This is a genomic window from Candidatus Microbacterium colombiense (assembly GCA_029203165.1).
Classification (GTDB): Bacteria; Actinomycetota; Actinomycetes; order Actinomycetales; family Microbacteriaceae; genus Microbacterium; species Microbacterium colombiense.
Map to the genome: position 1 here is coordinate 1,271,902 of CP119308.1, position 17,236 is coordinate 1,289,137.

General features: G+C 67.6%; 12 protein-coding genes. 10 read left to right on the forward strand and 2 right to left on the reverse strand.

The window, feature by feature from the left end:
* The first annotated feature begins 64 nt into the window (after positions 1-64).
* Positions 65-1,753 carry an ATP-binding cassette domain-containing protein gene (locus tag P0Y60_06240; GenBank protein WEK62349.1) on the forward strand — a complete coding sequence of 563 codons (1,689 nt, stop codon included), beginning with the start codon at positions 65-67 and terminating at the stop codon, positions 1,751-1,753.
* 15 nt (positions 1,754-1,768) lie between these two features.
* Here P0Y60_06240 and P0Y60_06245 read toward each other — a convergent pair whose 3' ends face one another.
* Positions 1,769-2,857, reverse strand: coding sequence for an FAD-dependent oxidoreductase (locus tag P0Y60_06245; GenBank protein WEK62350.1), 1,089 nt, complete (start codon positions 2,855-2,857; stop codon positions 1,769-1,771).
* Between the two features lie 73 nt (positions 2,858-2,930).
* Here P0Y60_06245 and P0Y60_06250 point away from each other — a divergent pair, with 73 nt between their 5' ends.
* From P0Y60_06250 to P0Y60_06260, 3 genes are all read left to right on the forward strand, one after another.
* Positions 2,931-4,046 (forward strand): GuaB3 family IMP dehydrogenase-related protein, encoded by a 1,116-nt coding sequence (locus P0Y60_06250; protein WEK62864.1) that lies wholly within the window; start codon positions 2,931-2,933, stop codon positions 4,044-4,046.
* Positions 4,047-4,104: 58 nt separating this feature from the next.
* Complete coding sequence (locus tag P0Y60_06255; GenBank protein WEK62865.1) at positions 4,105-4,860, forward strand: SURF1 family protein; 756 nt, start codon at positions 4,105-4,107, stop codon at positions 4,858-4,860.
* A gap of 206 nt (positions 4,861-5,066) precedes the next feature.
* Positions 5,067-9,698: an ExeM/NucH family extracellular endonuclease gene (locus tag P0Y60_06260; protein WEK62351.1), complete on the forward strand. Its 4,632-nt coding sequence runs from the start codon at positions 5,067-5,069 to the stop codon at positions 9,696-9,698.
* 192 nt (positions 9,699-9,890) lie between these two features.
* Here P0Y60_06260 and P0Y60_06265 read toward each other — a convergent pair whose 3' ends face one another.
* Positions 9,891-10,697, reverse strand: coding sequence for a DeoR/GlpR family DNA-binding transcription regulator (locus P0Y60_06265; GenBank protein WEK62352.1), 807 nt, complete (start codon positions 10,695-10,697; stop codon positions 9,891-9,893).
* A gap of 233 nt (positions 10,698-10,930) precedes the next feature.
* Here P0Y60_06265 and P0Y60_06270 point away from each other — a divergent pair, with 233 nt between their 5' ends.
* The 6 genes from P0Y60_06270 (at position 10,931) to P0Y60_06295 (ending at position 17,207) form a co-directional block, all read left to right on the forward strand.
* Positions 10,931-12,226 carry a sugar ABC transporter substrate-binding protein gene (locus P0Y60_06270; protein WEK62353.1) on the forward strand — a complete coding sequence of 432 codons (1,296 nt, stop codon included), beginning with the start codon at positions 10,931-10,933 and terminating at the stop codon, positions 12,224-12,226.
* Between the two features lie 79 nt (positions 12,227-12,305).
* Entirely contained in the window at positions 12,306-13,229 is a 924-nt protein-coding gene (locus tag P0Y60_06275; GenBank protein ID WEK62354.1) for a sugar ABC transporter permease, read from the forward strand.
* 2 nt (positions 13,230-13,231) lie between these two features.
* Positions 13,232-14,077 carry a carbohydrate ABC transporter permease gene (locus P0Y60_06280; GenBank protein WEK62355.1) on the forward strand — a complete coding sequence of 282 codons (846 nt, stop codon included), beginning with the start codon at positions 13,232-13,234 and terminating at the stop codon, positions 14,075-14,077.
* A 49-nt stretch (positions 14,078-14,126) separates the two neighbouring features.
* Entirely contained in the window at positions 14,127-14,990 is an 864-nt protein-coding gene (locus P0Y60_06285) for a ketose-bisphosphate aldolase (protein ID WEK62356.1), read from the forward strand.
* Between the two features lie 34 nt (positions 14,991-15,024).
* Positions 15,025-16,233: an ADP-dependent glucokinase/phosphofructokinase gene (locus tag P0Y60_06290; protein ID WEK62357.1), complete on the forward strand. Its 1,209-nt coding sequence runs from the start codon at positions 15,025-15,027 to the stop codon at positions 16,231-16,233.
* The gene (locus tag P0Y60_06295) at positions 16,230-17,207 is read left to right on the forward strand and encodes a carbohydrate kinase (GenBank protein WEK62358.1); all 978 of its coding nucleotides are present in this window, start codon (positions 16,230-16,232) and stop codon (positions 17,205-17,207) included. Before P0Y60_06290 ends, P0Y60_06295 begins: the two co-directional genes overlap by 4 nt.
* Positions 17,208-17,236: the final 29 nt, after the last annotated feature.

The window sequence follows — 17,236 nt, forward strand, 5'->3', positions numbered from 1 at the left end:
AGACCCCGGCCACCTGATAGCCTGGTCGGCTCGCCGTTCGCGGGCGGAAGGACGGCCACGCACGGTGGGCTACATCGATGTCTCAGGCATTTCACTGACGCTGCCCGACGGCAGACCTCTGCTCGACGACGCGACGTTCCGCGTCGGGCAGGGCTCGACGAGCGCGTTGATCGGGCCGAACGGCGCGGGCAAGACCACGCTGTTGCGGATCATCCGCGGCGATCAGCCCGCTGATGATGGCGTCGTCACGATCGACGGTGGGTTGGGCGTCATGGACCAGTTCGTCGGGCACGGCGAACCGGGCCAGACCGTGCACGAGCTGCTCGTGCGCGTCGCCCCGCGGCGTATCCGCACGGCCGCTGAGGCCCTGGAGGCGGCAGAGAACGCGCTGATCGACAGGGACGAGCACGACACGCAGATGGCCTACGCCTCGGCCATCGCCGAATACGCGGACGCCGGCGGCTACGAGCACGAGACGGTCTGGGACCAGTGCACGGTGTCCGCGCTCGGGGTGCCCTTCGAGCGCGCCAGATACCGAGAGCTCACCAGCCTCTCCGGCGGGGAGCAGAAGAGGCTGGCGCTGGAGGCGTTGCTGCGCGGCCCCGACGAGGTGCTGCTGCTCGACGAACCGGACAACTACCTCGATGTTCCGGCGAAACGCTGGCTCGAGAAGCAGCTGCGCCAGACGCCCAAGACCGTGCTGCTGGTCTCGCACGATCGCGAGCTGCTCGCGCGTGCCGCTGACCGGCTGATCACCCTGGAGCCGGGCGGCGCGGGATCGACAGCCTGGGTGCACGGAGGCGGCTTCTCGACCTATCATCAGGCGCGGACCGACCGGATGGATCGCCTCGACGAGCTGCGGCGTCGGTGGGACGAGCAGCACGAGAAGCTGCTGACCCTGGTCGCGAATCTGAAGGTGAAGGCCTCGGCCAATGACGGCTTCGCCTCGCGCTACCAGGCGGCGCAGACGCGGCTGCGCAAGTTCGAGGAGGCCGGCCCGCCGGAGGAGCGTCCGCCCGGGCAGGACTTCGACATGCGCCTGCGCGGTGCGCGCACGGGCAAGCGCGCGGTCGTCGCACAGCGCCTCGAGCTCAGCGGCTTGATGCGCCCGTTCGACGCCGAGGTCTGGTACGGCGACCGGGTCGCGGTGCTCGGGTCGAACGGATCGGGCAAGTCGCACTTCCTGCGCCTGCTCGCGCGGGGCGGGAGCGATCCGGACCCCACGCTCGGGCATGTCACCTCGACCGGCGAGCAGTTGCACGAGGTGGTCCACTCGGGGCGTGCGGTGCTGGGTGCCCGCGTGGTTCCGGGGCTGTTCGCGCAGACCCACGCTCACCCGGAGTTCCTCGGGCGCACGCTGCTCGAGATCCTGCACCGAGGAGACGACCGTCGCGTCGGGATGCCACGCGACGCCGCGAGCTCGGCCCTGGACCGTTACGGGCTCGTGCGCCAGGCGCAGCAGACGTTCGAGTCGCTCTCGGGGGGCCAGCAGGCCCGGTTGCAGGTGCTCCTGCTCGAACTCTCCGGTGCGACGCTGCTGCTGCTCGACGAGCCGACCGACAACCTCGACCTGGAGTCCGCCGAGGCGTTGGAGCAGGCGCTCGAGCGGTTCGAGGGCACCGTGCTCGCGGTCACGCACGATCGGTGGTTCGCGCGCTCCTTCGACCGCTTCCTCGTGTTCGGTTCGGATGGCGAGGTGTACGAGTCCGATGAGCCCGTCTGGGACGAGCGACGGGTGACCCGCGCCCGCTGATCGAGGAGTGAGGATTCAGAGGGCCAGGCGAAAGGGTGCGGCGGCGCGGGCCGAGGGGTCGACGGCGAGGTCGGCCAGCTCGGCGCCGATCCCGGTCGCGAACTTGAAACCGTGGCCGGAGAACCCGGCGCCGACGACGATGTGCCCCCGTCGGTCGAGTACGAACGTGCCGTCGGACGTCGAGGTGTAGGTGCAGCTGATCGGGGCGGCCGTGGTGGCGTCGAGCCCCGGCATCCACTCGCGTACGTAGTCGGCGAGCTCGCTCTGCCGCGTCGGCAGATGAGGGCGGGCGTCAGGATCCACCGGGTCGCCGACCCCGTGGAAGCCGACTTTCACGCCTTCGCCCGGCGTCGGCATCCCGTACACCGCGGCCGGATACGCGCCGGGGTCGACGTAGTGGTTGAACGACGGCCACGCGGCATCGGAGCGCGGCTGAAAATGCGCGGGCGTCTCCTCGGTCACGGTGAGCATCGGCAGTCCGAACCGGCTGAGGAGCGCGCCCGTCCACGCGCCCGCCGTCACGACGACCGTGTCCGCCTTCAGGCGCGAGCCGTCGGTGAGGGCGAGCACAGCGCCGTCGGAGTCCTCACCGATGTGCGCGACCGGCGTGTTCCAGCGCACCTCGCCGCCACCCGAGGCGATCCGCCGCTCCAGTTCGCGCAGGGCGTCGGCGGCTCGCACGACTCCCGCATCCGACGACCACAGCACATCGTCGTCGAATCGCATACCGGGCCAGCGCCGCGTCGCGTCGGCCGGGGAGAGCATCTCCGCCGGGATCCCGCGGGCTGTGAGACCGTCGCGCACGCTCGTCAGGGTGCCTGAGCCGTGCGTGACCAGACCGTGCAGGCGCAGCAGCGGTGCGCCGTCGACCGAGCCCAGGGTGTTCCAACCCTCGCGCGCTCGGACGAGGAGGTCGAGGTAGTGCTCCTCGGTATAGGCATTGTTGAAGTTGCGCGTCGCGCCGTGCGAGGCGCCGTGGTGATGCCCCCGCTCGAAACGTTCCAGCACGACGGGACGCAGGCCCCGGCGGGTCAGCTCCCATGCCGTCGCCAACCCCATCGCGCCGCCGCCGACGACGGCGACCTCCACCGCATCCGCCTTCATGGATCCTCCCGGGTCGGGTCCAGTCTCCCAGCCATCGGCCGCCTCAGCTGCCGGGTAGGCTGGACGGGTGACCATGGACATCGAGCTCGGCCGAGGAAAGCGCGCACGACGTGCGTACACGTTCGACGACATCGCGGTGGTGCCCTCGCGGCGCACCCGCAACCCGGAGGACGTGTCGACCGCATGGACGATCGACGCCTTCGGCTTCGGAATCCCCGTGCTGGGCGCCCCGATGGACTCGGTCGTCAGCCCGCAGACGGCGATCATGCTGGGGCAGCTCGGAGGCCTGGGCGTGCTCGACCTCGAGGGGCTGTGGACGCGCTACGACAACCCGGAGCCGCTGCTGGCGGAGATCGCCGGACTCGACGACGACCGTGCGACCGTGCGCATGCAGGAGCTGTACTCGGAGCCGATCAAGGCCGAGCTCATCACGCAGCGCCTCGCCGAGATCCGCGAGGCCGGTGTCACCGTCGCCGGTTCCCTGACTCCGCAGCGCACCCAGGAGTTCTACGACACGGTGGCCGCCGCCGGAGTCGATCTCTTCGTGATCCGCGGCACCACGGTGTCGGCCGAGCACGTGTCGAGCGTGGCCGAGCCCCTCAACCTCAAGAAGTTCATCTACGACCTCGACGTGCCCGTCATCGTCGGTGGTGCGGCGACCTACACCGCCGCTCTGCACCTGATGCGCACGGGCGCAGCGGGCGTGCTCGTCGGCTTCGGCGGCGGAGCGGCCTCGACCACACGCGCCACTCTCGGCATCCACGCGCCGATGGCGACGGCCGTGTCGGACGTCGCAGCTGCGCGTCGCGACTACCTCGACGAGTCGGGCGGGCGCTACGTGCACGTGATCGCCGACGGTGGGGTCGGCACGTCCGGTGACGTCGTGAAGGCGCTCGCGATGGGGGCCGACGCCGTGATGCTCGGAGTCGCGCTCGCGCGGGCGACCGATGCGCCCGGACGCGGGTTCCACTGGGGTCCCGAGGCGCACCACCCGAAGCTGCCCCGCGGCCGTCGGGTCAAGGTCGGCGGCATCGGCACGCTCGAGGAGATCCTCTACGGGCCTGCTCCCGTCGCCGACGGCACCGCGAACCTGATCGGTGCCCTGCGCAAGTCGATGGCGACCACCGGCTACTCCGACCTCAAGGAGTTCCAGCGGGTCGAGGTCGTGCTGGCCCCCTACGAGGCCTGAACGCGCCCGCATCACCGTGACCACTCCTTCGCTCTTCCCGCCGACTCTCCGTGAGGTGATGCTGCGGCGCAAGTGGATGGGCGTGCTGCTGCTGTGCCTGATCGTCGCCGGCGTGTTCGCGTGGTTGGGGCAGTGGCAGCTGGAGCGGGCGATCGAGACCGATCCCCCGCCGCCGGGTATCACCGAGCAGGTCTCGCCGCTCGATGAGGTGCTGCAGCCGGGGGAGTATCTCGCCGAGCCGCTCGTCGGCCAGCGGGTCGAAGCGACCGGCACCTGGGTCGCCGACGACTTCCTGGTGGTGTCGCATCGGTTCAACGGCGGCATCGAGGGATTCTGGGTCACCGGCCAGCTCCGGGTGGCCGAACGAACGTCGATCGCCGTCGCGATCGGCTGGGCGCCGGACCGGGAGAGCGCGGATGCCGCTGCCGAGCGGTTGAATGCGGAGACCGATGCCGAGGCTGTGGAGATCAGCGGGCGGCTGATCTCCGACGAGGGGCCCGGCGTGCCTCCTGCCACCGATCCGCAGCGCATGGATCGAATGTCGACTGCTGCCCTCCTGAGCCGCTGGCATGACGTCGCCGAGCTCGACGTGTACCGCCCGTATCTCGCGTCGTCGACCGCGCTCGCGGGCCTCGACGACATCGACTCCCCGGCGCCGGCAGAGCTCTCGCCGGTCAACTGGCTGAACGTGTTCTATGCGGTCGAGTGGGCCATCTTCGCCGGGTTCGCGTTCTACCTCTGGTACCGCCTCGCGAAGGATGCCTGGGAGCGCGAGGTCGAGGAGTTCGAAGACGCAGAGGCCGCAGCCGTCTGACGGATTTGCCCGCTGATCTGCGGTGATTTATTCGGCTGTTCGCGCCAGCCGCATCGGTGAGCACTCGGTGACCAATCGGCAAACACCATTGAGGATGTCGGATCCCCTCCGTATGCTCGCAACATGTGCGCGCGCTGGGAGACCCCCCTGTGCGTCGTGACAGATTCCCCAGAGAAGTCACACAACCGATCGAGGAGACAGCACCGATGATGTCCGCCCCACTCGATGAGAACCCCCAGGTTCCCGTCTCGCACCGCATGAACAGGGGGCGCATCGGCGCCCTCGCCGTGACCTGCGTCGCAGCCTTGAGCTTCGGCTCGCTGACGGCCGTGCCCGCCTTCGCCGATCCTTCGGGCTCGGGCCTCGTGATCAATGAGGCATACCTGTCGGGAGGCAGCGCCGGCGCCGCGTTCACGAACAAGTTCGTCGAGCTCTACAACCCGACGACGGCCCCGATCACGCTCGACGGCATGTCGCTGCAGTACCGTTCGGCGGCCGGCACCGGCAACTTCAACGGCGTCGCCGCCCTCACCGGCGTCGTACCGGCCGGTGGACACTATCTGGTGCAGGGCAACAGCAACGGCACCAACGGAGCGGCATTGCCGACTCCGGATGCCGTGACCACGCTCACCCCCAGTGGCACGACGGGCACACTCGCCCTCGTCGAGGGCACTGCGGCAGTCGCTCTGACCCCCGGCTCGGTGGTCGGCGCCGACGGCGTGATCGACCTCCTCGGCTACGGCACCTCGAACACGTTCGAGGGCGCGGCGGCCACGGCTCCGGCCGGCAACACCGACGTCAAGTCGCTGAACCGCGCGAACGGTGCTGACACCGACAACAACAAGGCGGACTTCTCGCTGTCGGCCACGATCACCCCGCAGAACTCCGGCGGCACGGACCCCGGCACCGACCCGGGCACCGACCCGGGTACCGAGCCCACGCTCGCGACGATCGCCGAGGTGCAGGGCACGACCGATGTCTCTCCGCTCAACGGCAAGACCGTCACCGTGCAGGGCGTCGTCACCGGTGACTACCGCACCGGCGGCTACAAGGGAATCGCGATCCAGACCCAGGGTTCGGGTGGCGCGACCGATGCGACTCCCGGTGCATCCGACGGCGTCTTCGTCTACCTGAACGCTCTCGCCCCGACTCTGGCGATCGGAGACCTCGTCTCCGTCACCGGCACCGTGAGCGAGTACTTCGGCCAGACGCAGATCAACCCCGCCACCCTCAGCGGCGTCACCGTGGTGACGGCCGGCGTCGGTGTTCCCGAGGTCACCCCTCTCCCCGACACCGTCGTGGGCGGCGACCGCGAGCAGTACGAGAACATGCTCGTCGCGCCCTCCGGCACCTACACGCTCGCCTCCAGCCACCAGCTGTTCAACTTCGGAACGCTGTGGTTGAACCCGGGCGACCTCAACGTCAAGAGCACCGAGACCACTCGCCCCGGCGCCGATGCGGCAGCGATCGCAGCGGCCAACCGCGCCGACCGCATCCTGCTCGACGACGGGTGGTCCGTGCAGATCAACAACTCCACCCACACGGGTGAGCAGCCGTACTTCACCGAGGACGCCGTCGTGCGCAACGGTGACACGGTCGAGTTCAGTGACAGCGGCTACATCCTGCAGTGGGGCTTCGACGACTGGCGTCTGCAGCCGACCGTGCCCATCGACGATGCGTCGCCGGCAGACCTCAAGGTCGGATTCACCGCCGACAACCCCCGCTCGTCGTCCGCCCCCGAGGTCGGCGGCGACGCGCAGGTCGCGTCGTTCAACGTCTACAACTACTTCACGACGTTGAAGTCCGAGAACGCCGATGCCCGCGGCGCGGCGAATGCCGCGCAGTTCGCGATCCAGAAGTCCAAGATCGTCGCGGCGATCAACGGCCTGGATGCCGAGATCGTCTCGCTCATGGAGATCGAGAACTCGGTGAAGCTCGGCAAGCCGATCGACACCGCTCTCGCCGACCTGGTCGACGGGCTCAACGACGACGCCGGGAGCGACGTGTGGGCGTACGTGCCCACACCCGATGCGCTGAACGACGCGGCGACGACCGACTACATCACGAACGCGATCATCTACAAGAAGGATGCGGTGTCGCCGGTCGGTGACAGCGCGACCGTCACGGATGAGACGGTCTGGGGCAACGCCCGCGAGCCGATCGCCCAGGCGTTCGACATCGACGGCCGCATCGTCACGGTCGTGGCGAACCACCTGAAGTCGAAGTCGCCGCCCGCGAACGCGGGTGCGGAGCCGGCTGACGGGCAGGGGTTCTTCAACGCGGACCGCGTGGCACAGGCGAACGCGATCCTGGCCTTCACCGACGAGCTCGAAGACGCCAGCGGCAGCAGCGACATGCTGCTCATCGGCGACTTCAACGCCTACGGCAAGGAAGACCCGATCGACGTGTTCACCTCGAACGGGTGGAGCGATCTCGTCGCAGACAAGACCGACGGTCAGTACACCTACACGTTCGACGGAGAGCTCGGTTCGCTCGATCACGTGATCGCCTCGCCGTCGCTGGCGACGTCGATCACGGGTGCCGGCGTCTGGGGGATCAACTCCCCGGAGTGGAGCGACCGCGGCTACGCGTTCGGCGCGACCGAGTCGGGAACGCCCTTCCGCTCCAGTGACCACGACCCGATCATCGTCGGCGTCTCGTCGGAGATCCCTCCGGTGAGCATCGACGTGGTCACCGTGAACGACTTCCACGGCCGGATCGAAGCCGACGGGGCAGCCGCAGGAGCAGCCGTTCTGGCCGGTGCCGTGAAGCAGTTCCGTGACGAGAACCCGAACACGATCTTCGCCGGCGCCGGCGACCTGATCGGTGCCTCGACGTTCACCTCGTTCATCAACGATGACAACCCGACGATCGACGCGCTGAACGCCGCAGGGCTCGATGTGAGCGCCGCCGGCAACCACGAGTTCGATCAGGGCTGGGAAGACCTTCGGGACCGTGTGCAGGAGCGCGCGGACTGGGAGTACATCTCCTCGAACGTGTTCCTCACCGAGACGGGCGAGCCTGCGCTCGCGCCGGCCTGGGTCAAGGAGCTCGACGGCGTGAAGGTCGGCTTCATCGGTGCGGTCACCGAAGATCTCGATTCGCTCGTCTCTCCGGAGGGCATCAAGGATCTCGAGGTGCGCAGCATCGTCGACTCCGTGAACGCGGTGGCCGACGACCTGCGCGACGGCGACGCCTCCAACGGTGAGGCCGACGTCATCATCCTGCTGGTCCACGAGGGTGCCGCGAGTGTCGAGCTGTCGAGCATCACGAAGGACTCGCCCCTGGGTGAGATCGTCTACGGTGTCGACGACGATGTGGATGCGATCGTCTCCGCACACACCCACCTCGCCTACAACCACGTGATCGACGGACGTCCGGTCGTCTCGGCCGGCCAGTACGGCGAGAACCTGGGTCTGATGAACCTGCAGGTCGACCCGAAGACGAAGGACCTGATCTCGATCACCAACGAGATCAAGCCCCTCACGGCCGCAGGCAAGCCGCTGTACCCGGCGGTGCCGGAGGTCGCGGAGATCGTCGCCAAGGCGAAGGCCGAGGCCGACGTGCTCGGTGCGATCAAGGTCGGAGACATCACGGCCGACTTCAACCGTGCTCGCCAGAGCGACGGCAAGACGGAGAACCGCGGTGGCGAGTCCACGATCGGCAACTTCGTGGCCGACGTGCAGAAGTGGTCGACGGATGCCGACATCGCACTGATGAACCCGGGCGGGATCCGCGCGAACCTGACGTACGCGTCGTCGAACGCCTCCGACCCCGACGGCAACGTCACCTACCGCGAGGCGGCGACGGTGCAACCGTTCGCCAACACTCTCGTGACGCTGACGCTCACCGGCGCTCAGCTGAAGGGTGTGCTCGAAGAGCAGTGGCAGCCGGCCGGTTCGGCGCGTCCGTTCCTCAAGCTCGGCGTCTCGGAGGGTCTGGTGTACACCTACGACCCGGCCGCGGCAGCGGGCTCTCACATCACGTCGATCACTCTCGACGGAGTGGCCATCGATCCGGCGGCAAATTACACGGTCGCAGCCAACTCGTTCCTCGCCGCCGGTGGAGACAACTTCTTCACCTTCAAGGACGGCACGGGCAAGCGTGACACCGGAAAGATCGACCTGCAGTCGATGGTGGACTGGTTCGACGCGAACAAGACCGCAGAGCCGGACTACGCGCAGCGTGCCGTCGGCGTCTCGGTCAGCGCCGCGGACGCCGACGGCTACCGCGCCGGCGACCAGGTGACGGTCACGCTCTCCTCGCTGGCGTTCAGTGCCGGCGAGCCTGCCCCGGGTCAGGTGACGCTCTCGCTGGGCGGCACACAGCTCGCGGCGGGAGCGGTCGATCCGGCGGTCGTGGACACCACCGACGAAGGTGGGCGCGCGAGCCTCACCTTCACGGTTCCGTCCGGTGTCTTCGGGGATCAGCAGCTCACGGTCGCCGTGGCAGGGACGGGCACCTCGGTGCAGGTTCCGATCACCTTCGCCGGCGAAGAGGCGTTCGCGGGCACGATCGAGCTCGGCTCCTCGAAGGTGACGGCGGGCAAGACCCTGAAGGTCACCGGAAAGGGCTACGTGGCGGGCGAGACCGTGACGATCGAGCTCCAGGCCAAGAAGGGTAAGCCGGTCGAGGTCGGCACCGTCACGGTGCGCGCGGACGGCACGTTCTCGACCACGGTCACCGTGCCGAAGAGCGCCCCTTCGGGCAAGTACACCGTGTCCGCGGTTCAGGCCGATGGGGATGCGGCGACCGCCACGGTCACCGTGAACCGCCCCGGCGGCATCCTGGGAGCCATCCTCGACTGGCTCTGGGAGCTGCTGAGCAGATGGTTCTGATCCCGTAGTCGGGTGACAGAGACGGAGGCCGTCGGGAGCGATCCCGGCGGCCTCCGCTGTGCGTGACGCCGGTGCCCGAGTGCGACGCGGGCGACGCGGGTTCCTGCGCTCGGTCGGAGAACGGCGCTACCTCGGACGCACGGCGCCATTCCGTCCGAGAATGCGCAGATCTCCGACGTACCGCAGGCGATGCTACGGCGTGAGCACCTGCACGTCGGCCTGCGCCAGCGCGGCAGCGATCCGCGGAGGCGGGGGAGCGTCGGTGATGAGGTAGTCGGCGCGGTCGAGATGCGCGATCTGGGCGAAGAAGCGGCGCCCGAGCTTCGACGAGTCCGCGAGGATCGCGGTGCGTTCCGCGCGCTGCATCATCTCCGACATCATGGCGGCGTCGCCGAGGTTGGATGCCGAATACCCGCCTTCGTCCACGGCTCCGACACCGATCAGGGCGAGGTCGCAACGGATGTCGACCTCGGGTCCTCCCGGCGTCATGGTGAAGGTCACGGGTCCGGTGGTGGCCTGCGTGATCGATCGCACCGCGCCGCCGAAGACGTACAGATCGCGGAAGGCCGAGGGGGCGAGCTCTGCCGGGATGCGCAGGTTGTTCGTCGCGATCGTCAGTTCCTGATGATTGCGCAGCGCACGGGCGACGGCCAGCGTCGTCGTTCCGGCGTTGAGCATCACGACCGAGCCGTCTTCCACGAGTCCGGCGGCGAGGCGGGCGATGCGCTCCTTCTCCTCGGTCTGCACGCGCATGCGCACGTCGAGAGCGCGGTCCTTGAGGGGTCCACTCGCCGCGCTCACCGCACCGCCGTGGGTGCGTACGAGCACACCCTCGCGGTCCAGCTGGTCGAGATCTCGTCGGATGGTGTCGATGGAGACGCCGAAATGTTCGGCGAGGTCACTCACGGTGACCTGACCCGTCTGCTCGACGTACGAGGCGAGGTCGGCCTTCCTGCCTGCAGGGAGGCGACGTCGTTGTGCCGTGGCTGAAGCATCCATGCAGTCATCTTTAGCACACGAATACGCCCATCGCCGCATACATGCGCAGAAAGCCGCAAACACGCTCAGATCATCCTGGATCGCCTCGATCGCCCGCCGTTCCGCAGAAGTCGTCGCCGAAATGATCCGATGTCGTGCTTGACGTTTCCGCAGATCTCGGCATAACATGGCTCAAAACCGCATGAACAAGCATTGAAGCGCGTGATGCGGCACGATCTCGAAGAGGAGAAGTGATGATCACAGTGGGGCGAGGGCGACGCATTCTGAAGCTCGCCGGCGCAGCAACAGCAGCCGTGACGGTCCTGGCGGTGGCGGGATGCTCGGCCGGTGGCAGCGGAACCGATGGATCCGATGGCGGAGACGTCACCATCGAGTTCGCGCAGTGGTGGGAACCGGAGCTGCCGGACGGCGAGTTCCGGGCGCTCATCGATGAATTCGAGGATGCGAATCCCGGCATCACCGTCAAGCTCGTGAGCGGACCGTATGCGTCGACCAAGGAGCAGCTCTTCGCGGGCGCGGCATCGGGCACCATGCCTGACGTCGTCGGTCTCGACGGTGCGTGGGTGAACGATTTCGCGTCGCAGGGCACGATCGCGGACCTGAGCGCGCTCATGAAGGAGTACGACTACGACGACAGCGAGCTGGCCAGCCAGATCCAGGTCGATGGCAGCACGTACATGATCCCGGTGGTGAACTTCGTCTACCCGATGTTCACCAATGACGACCTGCTCGCGCAGGCCGGTGTCGATGCACCTCCGTCGACGCGCAGTGAGTTCGCGGATGCCGCGGCGAAGGTCTCCGCTCTCGGCGGCGACGTCTCCGGCTGGGTCCTGCCGCTGTCGCTCGAGGCGCCGAACGGCGTGCAGAACGACGTCATGTCGTGGGTCTGGGCCTCGGGCGGTTCGATGCTCAAGGACGGCCAGCCCGACCTCACGAACGACGACGTCACGTCGGCGGTCAAGTACATCGGCGACCTGTGGGATGACGGCGTCATCGCGTCCGGCTCGTTCACGATGAAGGAGCAGGACAAGGTCGAGGAGTTCACCAACGGCCGCGCCGGAATGATGATCGACTCGCTCGCGCACATCAACCTGATCCGCGAGACGAACCCCGACCTGAAGTTCTCGATCTCGGCCATCCCGGCTGAGGACGGCTACGACGGCGAACGCGGCATCCCCTACGCCTCGTGGGGCATCGGCGTCGCCGAGAACTCCGAGCACAAGGAGGCCGCCTTCAAACTGGTGTCGTTCCTGATGAGCGAGCAGACGAACTCCGAGCTCTCGACGATGGCGAAGGCCTTCCCGGGCAACTCGAAGTCGGTGCCGGACTTCGTGAACGACGACGAGCTGTTCAAGACGGCGTTCGACATCTATCAGGCGGGATATCCGGCGAACGAGTTCACCGGTCTGCCTGTCGCGGAGGAGCTGATGCGTCAGCTCGGAGAGCAGCTGCAGTCCGCGTTCGACGGTCAGCAGTCGATCGACGACGCTCTCAAGAAGGCGCAGGAATCCTGGGTGGCGGAGTTCTGAGCTCCCGCCGTCCCGCATGAACGGGGTGCCGCATCGTCGATGCGGTGCGGCACCCGACCAACCGAGGAGCCCGAGTTCCATGAGCTTGAGAACGTCCGACGACACCGAGGTGATCGTCACCGGAGTGCCGCACTCACGGCGCCGCCGGCAGCTGCGCAAGACCACCGAGTCGTACGCCTTCCTGTCGCCCACGATCATCCTGCTGTTCGTGCTGATGATCGTCCCGATCGTGATGGTGATCGGCTACTCGTTCCAGGACAACGTGATCCTGAACAAGTCGCCCGAGTTCGTCGGCATCGCCAACTACGTCGAGATCCTGGGAGACCCGCGCTTCTGGAAGGCGACCGGCAACACGGTCCTCTTCACGGTGGCGAGCGTGGTCGCGCATTTGGTGCTCGGGCTCACGTTCGCGATGATGCTCAACAGCCCGCTGCTCGGCCGATTCTCACGCTCGATCTTCCGGGCGTTGTACATCCTCCCGTGGCTCTTCACCGTCGCGGTCATCGCGGTGTTGTGGCGCATGCTGCTCGCCCCGAACGGCGTGATCAACTTCCTGCTCAACACCGACATCGAGTGGCTGGCCTCGCCGCAACTCGCCCTCGGGACCATCATCTTCATCAACATCTGGGCCGGCTACCCGTTCTTCATGGTCAGCCTGCTCGCCGGGCTCCAGGGTGTGCCGACCGAGCTGCAGGAAGCCGCGACGGTCGACGGTGCCAACAGCGTGCAGCGCTTCTGGAACGTCACGATCCCGCAGCTGCGCCCCATCATCGTGAGCCTCGTGCTGCTCGACCTGATCTGGACGTCCCAGCAGTTCGCCCTCATCTGGATGACGACCGGTGGCGGCCCGATCGATGTGACCGAGGTGCTCAGCACCTTCACCTACAAGCTGGCCTTCGCCAAGTACGACTTCTCACTCGCTGCCACGTCTGCCGTGCTGGTGCTGCTGATGTCGATGGTGCTCGCCGTGTTCTACGTCCGTCACCAGAAAGCGAGGGACTGACCATGGCTCTCACCGCCAGGAATCAGCAGCGCGTGGCCAAGACGGGCCTCACGATCGGCCTGCTCATCGGTGCCGTCTTCGCCGCAGGGCCCGTGCTGTGGATGCTGTCGAGCTCGTTCAAGTCGAACACGCAGATCTTCGAGCTGCCGCCGCGCCTGATCACCGACACGTTCTCGTTCGACGCCTACGTCGCGATCTTCACGAACCCCGAGACCATGAGGTTCTTCCTCAACAGCTACGTCGTGGCGGGTTCGGTGACGATCCTGACGTTGATCGTGGCGATCCAGGCGGCGTACGCGTTCAGCCGGTTCGATTTCCGCGGCAAGCGCATCCTGAACGTCGTGATCGTGAGCGTGCAGGCCGTACCGCCGATCACGCTGCTCATCCCGTACTTCGGACTCATGGTGGCCCTGGGGCTCTACAACTCGTATCTCGGGCTGATCCTCACCTACATGGTGTTCACGCTGCCCTACGCGATCATCATGATGACCGGGTACTTCAACACCCTGCCGAAGGAGCTCGACGAGGCGGTCCGCGTCGATGGCGCCGGTTCCATGACCGCGCTGTGGCGGATCCTCGTGCCGATCTCGGTGCCCGGCATCGTCTCGGTCGGCATCTACACGTTCATGATCGCGTGGAACGAGTACCTGTTCGCGCTGACGCTGACGCGCACGATCGACATGCGCACGGTGCCGATCGGCATCCAACTGCTCATGGGCCAGCACTCCTACGAGTGGAACCAGATCATGGCCATGAGCGTGCTCGGCTCGATCCCCGTGCTCATCCTCTTCCTCTTCTTCCAGCGGTACTTCATCAGCGGCCTCACCGCCGGGTCCGTGAAGAGCTGACAACGTCCCGCCCCGGGGCTCCGACCACCACGAAAACAGGAGAAATCACGTGCTTTACACCGGCAAATCCATCCTCGACGTCGCGAACGAGAACAACTTCGCCATCCCGGCGTTCAACATCAGCGACTGGGCGATGTTCAACGGCATCATCGACATCAGCGAGGAGCTCTCCGCGCCGGTCATCGTCGCGATCCACCCTGACGAGGTCTCGCACATCACGACCGATCTGATCGCCGCGATGCACTCCCGGGCGCACCGTGCCACGGTGCCCGTCGCGATCCACTGGGACCACGGCGGCACCTACGAGCAGATGATCACGGCGATCAAGGCCGGGTTCACCTCGGTGATGATCGATGCCTCGCTGCTGCCGTTCGACGAGAACGTCGCGCTCACCCGCAAGGTCGTCGAGGCGGCGCACGCCGTGGGCATCCAGGTCGAGGGCGAGCTCGGAACGATCGGCGCGAACGACAGCTATGGCGAGTCCGGGGCGGCCGAGATCATCTACACGAACCCGGATGACGCCGTGCGCTTCGTGCAGGAGACCGGGGTCGACAGCCTGGCGATCGCGATCGGCACCTCGCACGGCCTGTACCCGGCCGAGAAGAACCCGGAGCTGCGCCATGACCTGCTCGAGCAGATCAAGGCGGCCGTCGGCATCCCGCTCGTCCTGCACGGCGGATCGTCGAACCCCGACGCCGAGCTGCGTCGTGCGGTCGAGCTCGGTGTGAACAAGATCAACATCTCCAGCGACATCAAGGTCTCCTACCACAACCGCATGCGCGAGATCCTCGGCACCGACGAGCGTCTGCGCGAGCCGAACGCGATCCAGCCGGAGCCGATCGCCGCCATGAAGGTCACCGCGGCTGAGAAGATCAGACTGTTCGGCGCAGACGGCAAGGCCGATCTGTACTGACCGACGACGAATCGAGGGTGAGGGCGATCGACGGATGATCGACGACGCGCGCAGGAAGCTCGTGCTCGGGCTCGGAGGAACGGTCGACTACGAACTGCGGTGGGATTCCGCGGTGCTCGACCGGCTCGCCTTCGAGCACCGCGTGCGGCGGCACGAGCTGACCGCGACGGCGCCCATCGTGGATGAGCGGACCCTGCTGCTCACCGTCCTCACCTTCGTCGCCGCGGGCGTCGGAGCGGAGCGGTTCGTCGCGTCGTCGGACATCGTCGAACGCTTCGCGGCTCATTTCGACCGCGAGGTGACCCTCGGCGGGACCGGCGTGCGGGCCGGTCTCGTGCTCGACAGCCTCGGCATCCCGAGCGTGCAGCACCTCGTCAGCATCGACGACAACGTACGGCGCCTGCTGCCGGCGGGGATCACCGTCGTCTCGTCGGCGGAGCACGACACGTTGGATCCGCATCTCATCGTGCAGTATCCGGTGGGGGCGCGCGTGCGGTTGCTGGACGGTGACATCGTCTCGTCGAGCGCGAACCGCTTGATCTTCGCGAACGATCCTCCCAACCGTGAGATGCGTCTTGCCGCGGATCTCGGTGACGCACTGAGCACGGCCGGGGTCTTCCTCGTGTCGGGCTTCAACACGATGCAGGATCATGCGCTGCTCGAGCAGCGTCTGGATGAGTTGGTGCGGGCGATGGATCGTCTGCCGGCCGGCGCACTGGTGTTCTACGAGGATGCCGGCTTCTACACACGGGCGTTCGCCGAGACCGTGCGGCGGCGGCTGTTGGCGCGCATCGACGTGTACAGCCTGAACGAGGATGAACTCCAGGAGTACCTCGCGCGCTCGGTGGACCTGCTCGACCCGGACGACGTTCTGCGGGCGCTCGGGGAGATCCGGGCGCTCATCCCGGTTCCGGCGCTCGTGATCCACACCCGCTACTGGGCCCTCGCGGTCGGTGCCGAGAGCGCCCGGCACCGCGCGGCGCTCGAGAGCGCGGTGCGGGTGGCGGCCACCCGCTACCGGCTGGGCGACGGTTTCACGGCGGCCGATGCCGAAGCGACCGCGACGATGGGCCGGCACCGCAGGGGAGCGGCACTGGTCGCGGCCGTGGAGAGCCTCGCATCGGATGCCGTCGGCGTCGCGGCGTTCTCGCTCGACGTCACCGCTCCCACCACGATCGGCCTCGGGGACACCTTCGTCGGCGGATTCCTCGCCGCGCACGCTCAGATTGGAGAAGAACTGTGAACCCGATCGTGCTGACATCCAATCGACCTGCTGAGCGCTTCTATCGCGGGGGAGCACGCATCAGCGCGTTCCGTTCGGAGCCGTCCTCGGCCCCGCGTGAGCCCGAGGACTGGGTCGGATCGACGACGACGGTGCGCGGGGAGGAATCCCTCGGACTGAGTGTGCTGCCCGACGGCCGGCTGCTGCGGGATGCGGTGGCTGCCGATCCGGTGGCCTGGCTGGGCGCGGCTCACGCGCATCGCTGGGGTGCCGATGTGCGGCTGCTGGTGAAGATCCTCGACGCCGGGCAGCGACTGCCCGTGCACGCGCATCCGCACGACGACTTCGCCGCCTCGCACCTCGGTCGCGCGCACGGCAAAGCCGAGGCCTGGTACATCCTCGAGGGCGGCACGGTGCACGTCGGACTGCGTGATGATGTGCAGGCGGAGGCACTTGCCGAGCTCGTCGAGCGGCAGGACGTCGATGCGCTTCTGGGTCTGCTCCACACGATCGAGGTGGTCCCCGGTGACGTCGTGTGGGTGCCGCCGGGCGAGTTGCATGCGATCGGCGCCGGGGTGCTGCTGCTCGAGCTGCAGCAGCCGGAGGATCTGTCGATCCTGCTCGAGTGGGAGGGCTTCGCGATCGACGGTGCCGCCGAGGGGCACCTCGGGCTGGGGTTCGAGCTCGCCCTCACCGCAGTGAACACCGGCGGCCGCACGGCCGAGGAGATGCGTGGTCTCGTGCTGCCCGCTCCGGCATCGGGCTCCGCGTTCCCGAGCGCGGCAGACGAGTACTTCCGTCTCGACCGCGTTCCCGTCGACGGAGCAGTCACGATCGAGGAGGGATTCGCCGTCGTGGTCGTGGCCAGCGGGTCCGTCGAGGTCGGCGACGATCGCCTGGGATCCGGGGCGACTCTCCTCGTTCCTGCGAGCGCGGGGACGCTCACCGCGAGCGGCCGCGCCGAGTTGCTGATCGCCCGCCCGCCCGCCGCGTGAGGGGCGTCGAGGTATCGCGCGCGCCGACT

What these genes read in the sequence shown, in the direction of transcription:
- P0Y60_06260 (WEK62351.1), top strand. Translation starts at nt 5,067, where the DNA reads ATGATGTCCGCCCCACTCGATGAGAACCCCCAGGTTCCCGTCTCGCAC.
- P0Y60_06245 (WEK62350.1), bottom strand. Translation starts at nt 2,857, where the DNA reads ATGAAGGCGGATGCGGTGGAGGTCGCCGTCGTCGGCGGCGGCGCGATG.
- P0Y60_06280 (WEK62355.1), top strand. Translation starts at nt 13,232, where the DNA reads ATGGCTCTCACCGCCAGGAATCAGCAGCGCGTGGCCAAGACGGGCCTC.
- P0Y60_06255 (WEK62865.1), top strand. Translation starts at nt 4,105, where the DNA reads ATGCTGCGGCGCAAGTGGATGGGCGTGCTGCTGCTGTGCCTGATCGTC.
- P0Y60_06270 (WEK62353.1), top strand. Translation starts at nt 10,931, where the DNA reads ATGATCACAGTGGGGCGAGGGCGACGCATTCTGAAGCTCGCCGGCGCA.
- P0Y60_06265 (WEK62352.1), bottom strand. Translation starts at nt 10,697, where the DNA reads ATGGATGCTTCAGCCACGGCACAACGACGTCGCCTCCCTGCAGGCAGG.
- P0Y60_06290 (WEK62357.1), top strand. Translation starts at nt 15,025, where the DNA reads ATGATCGACGACGCGCGCAGGAAGCTCGTGCTCGGGCTCGGAGGAACG.
- P0Y60_06250 (WEK62864.1), top strand. Translation starts at nt 2,931, where the DNA reads ATGGACATCGAGCTCGGCCGAGGAAAGCGCGCACGACGTGCGTACACG.
- P0Y60_06275 (WEK62354.1), top strand. Translation starts at nt 12,306, where the DNA reads ATGAGCTTGAGAACGTCCGACGACACCGAGGTGATCGTCACCGGAGTG.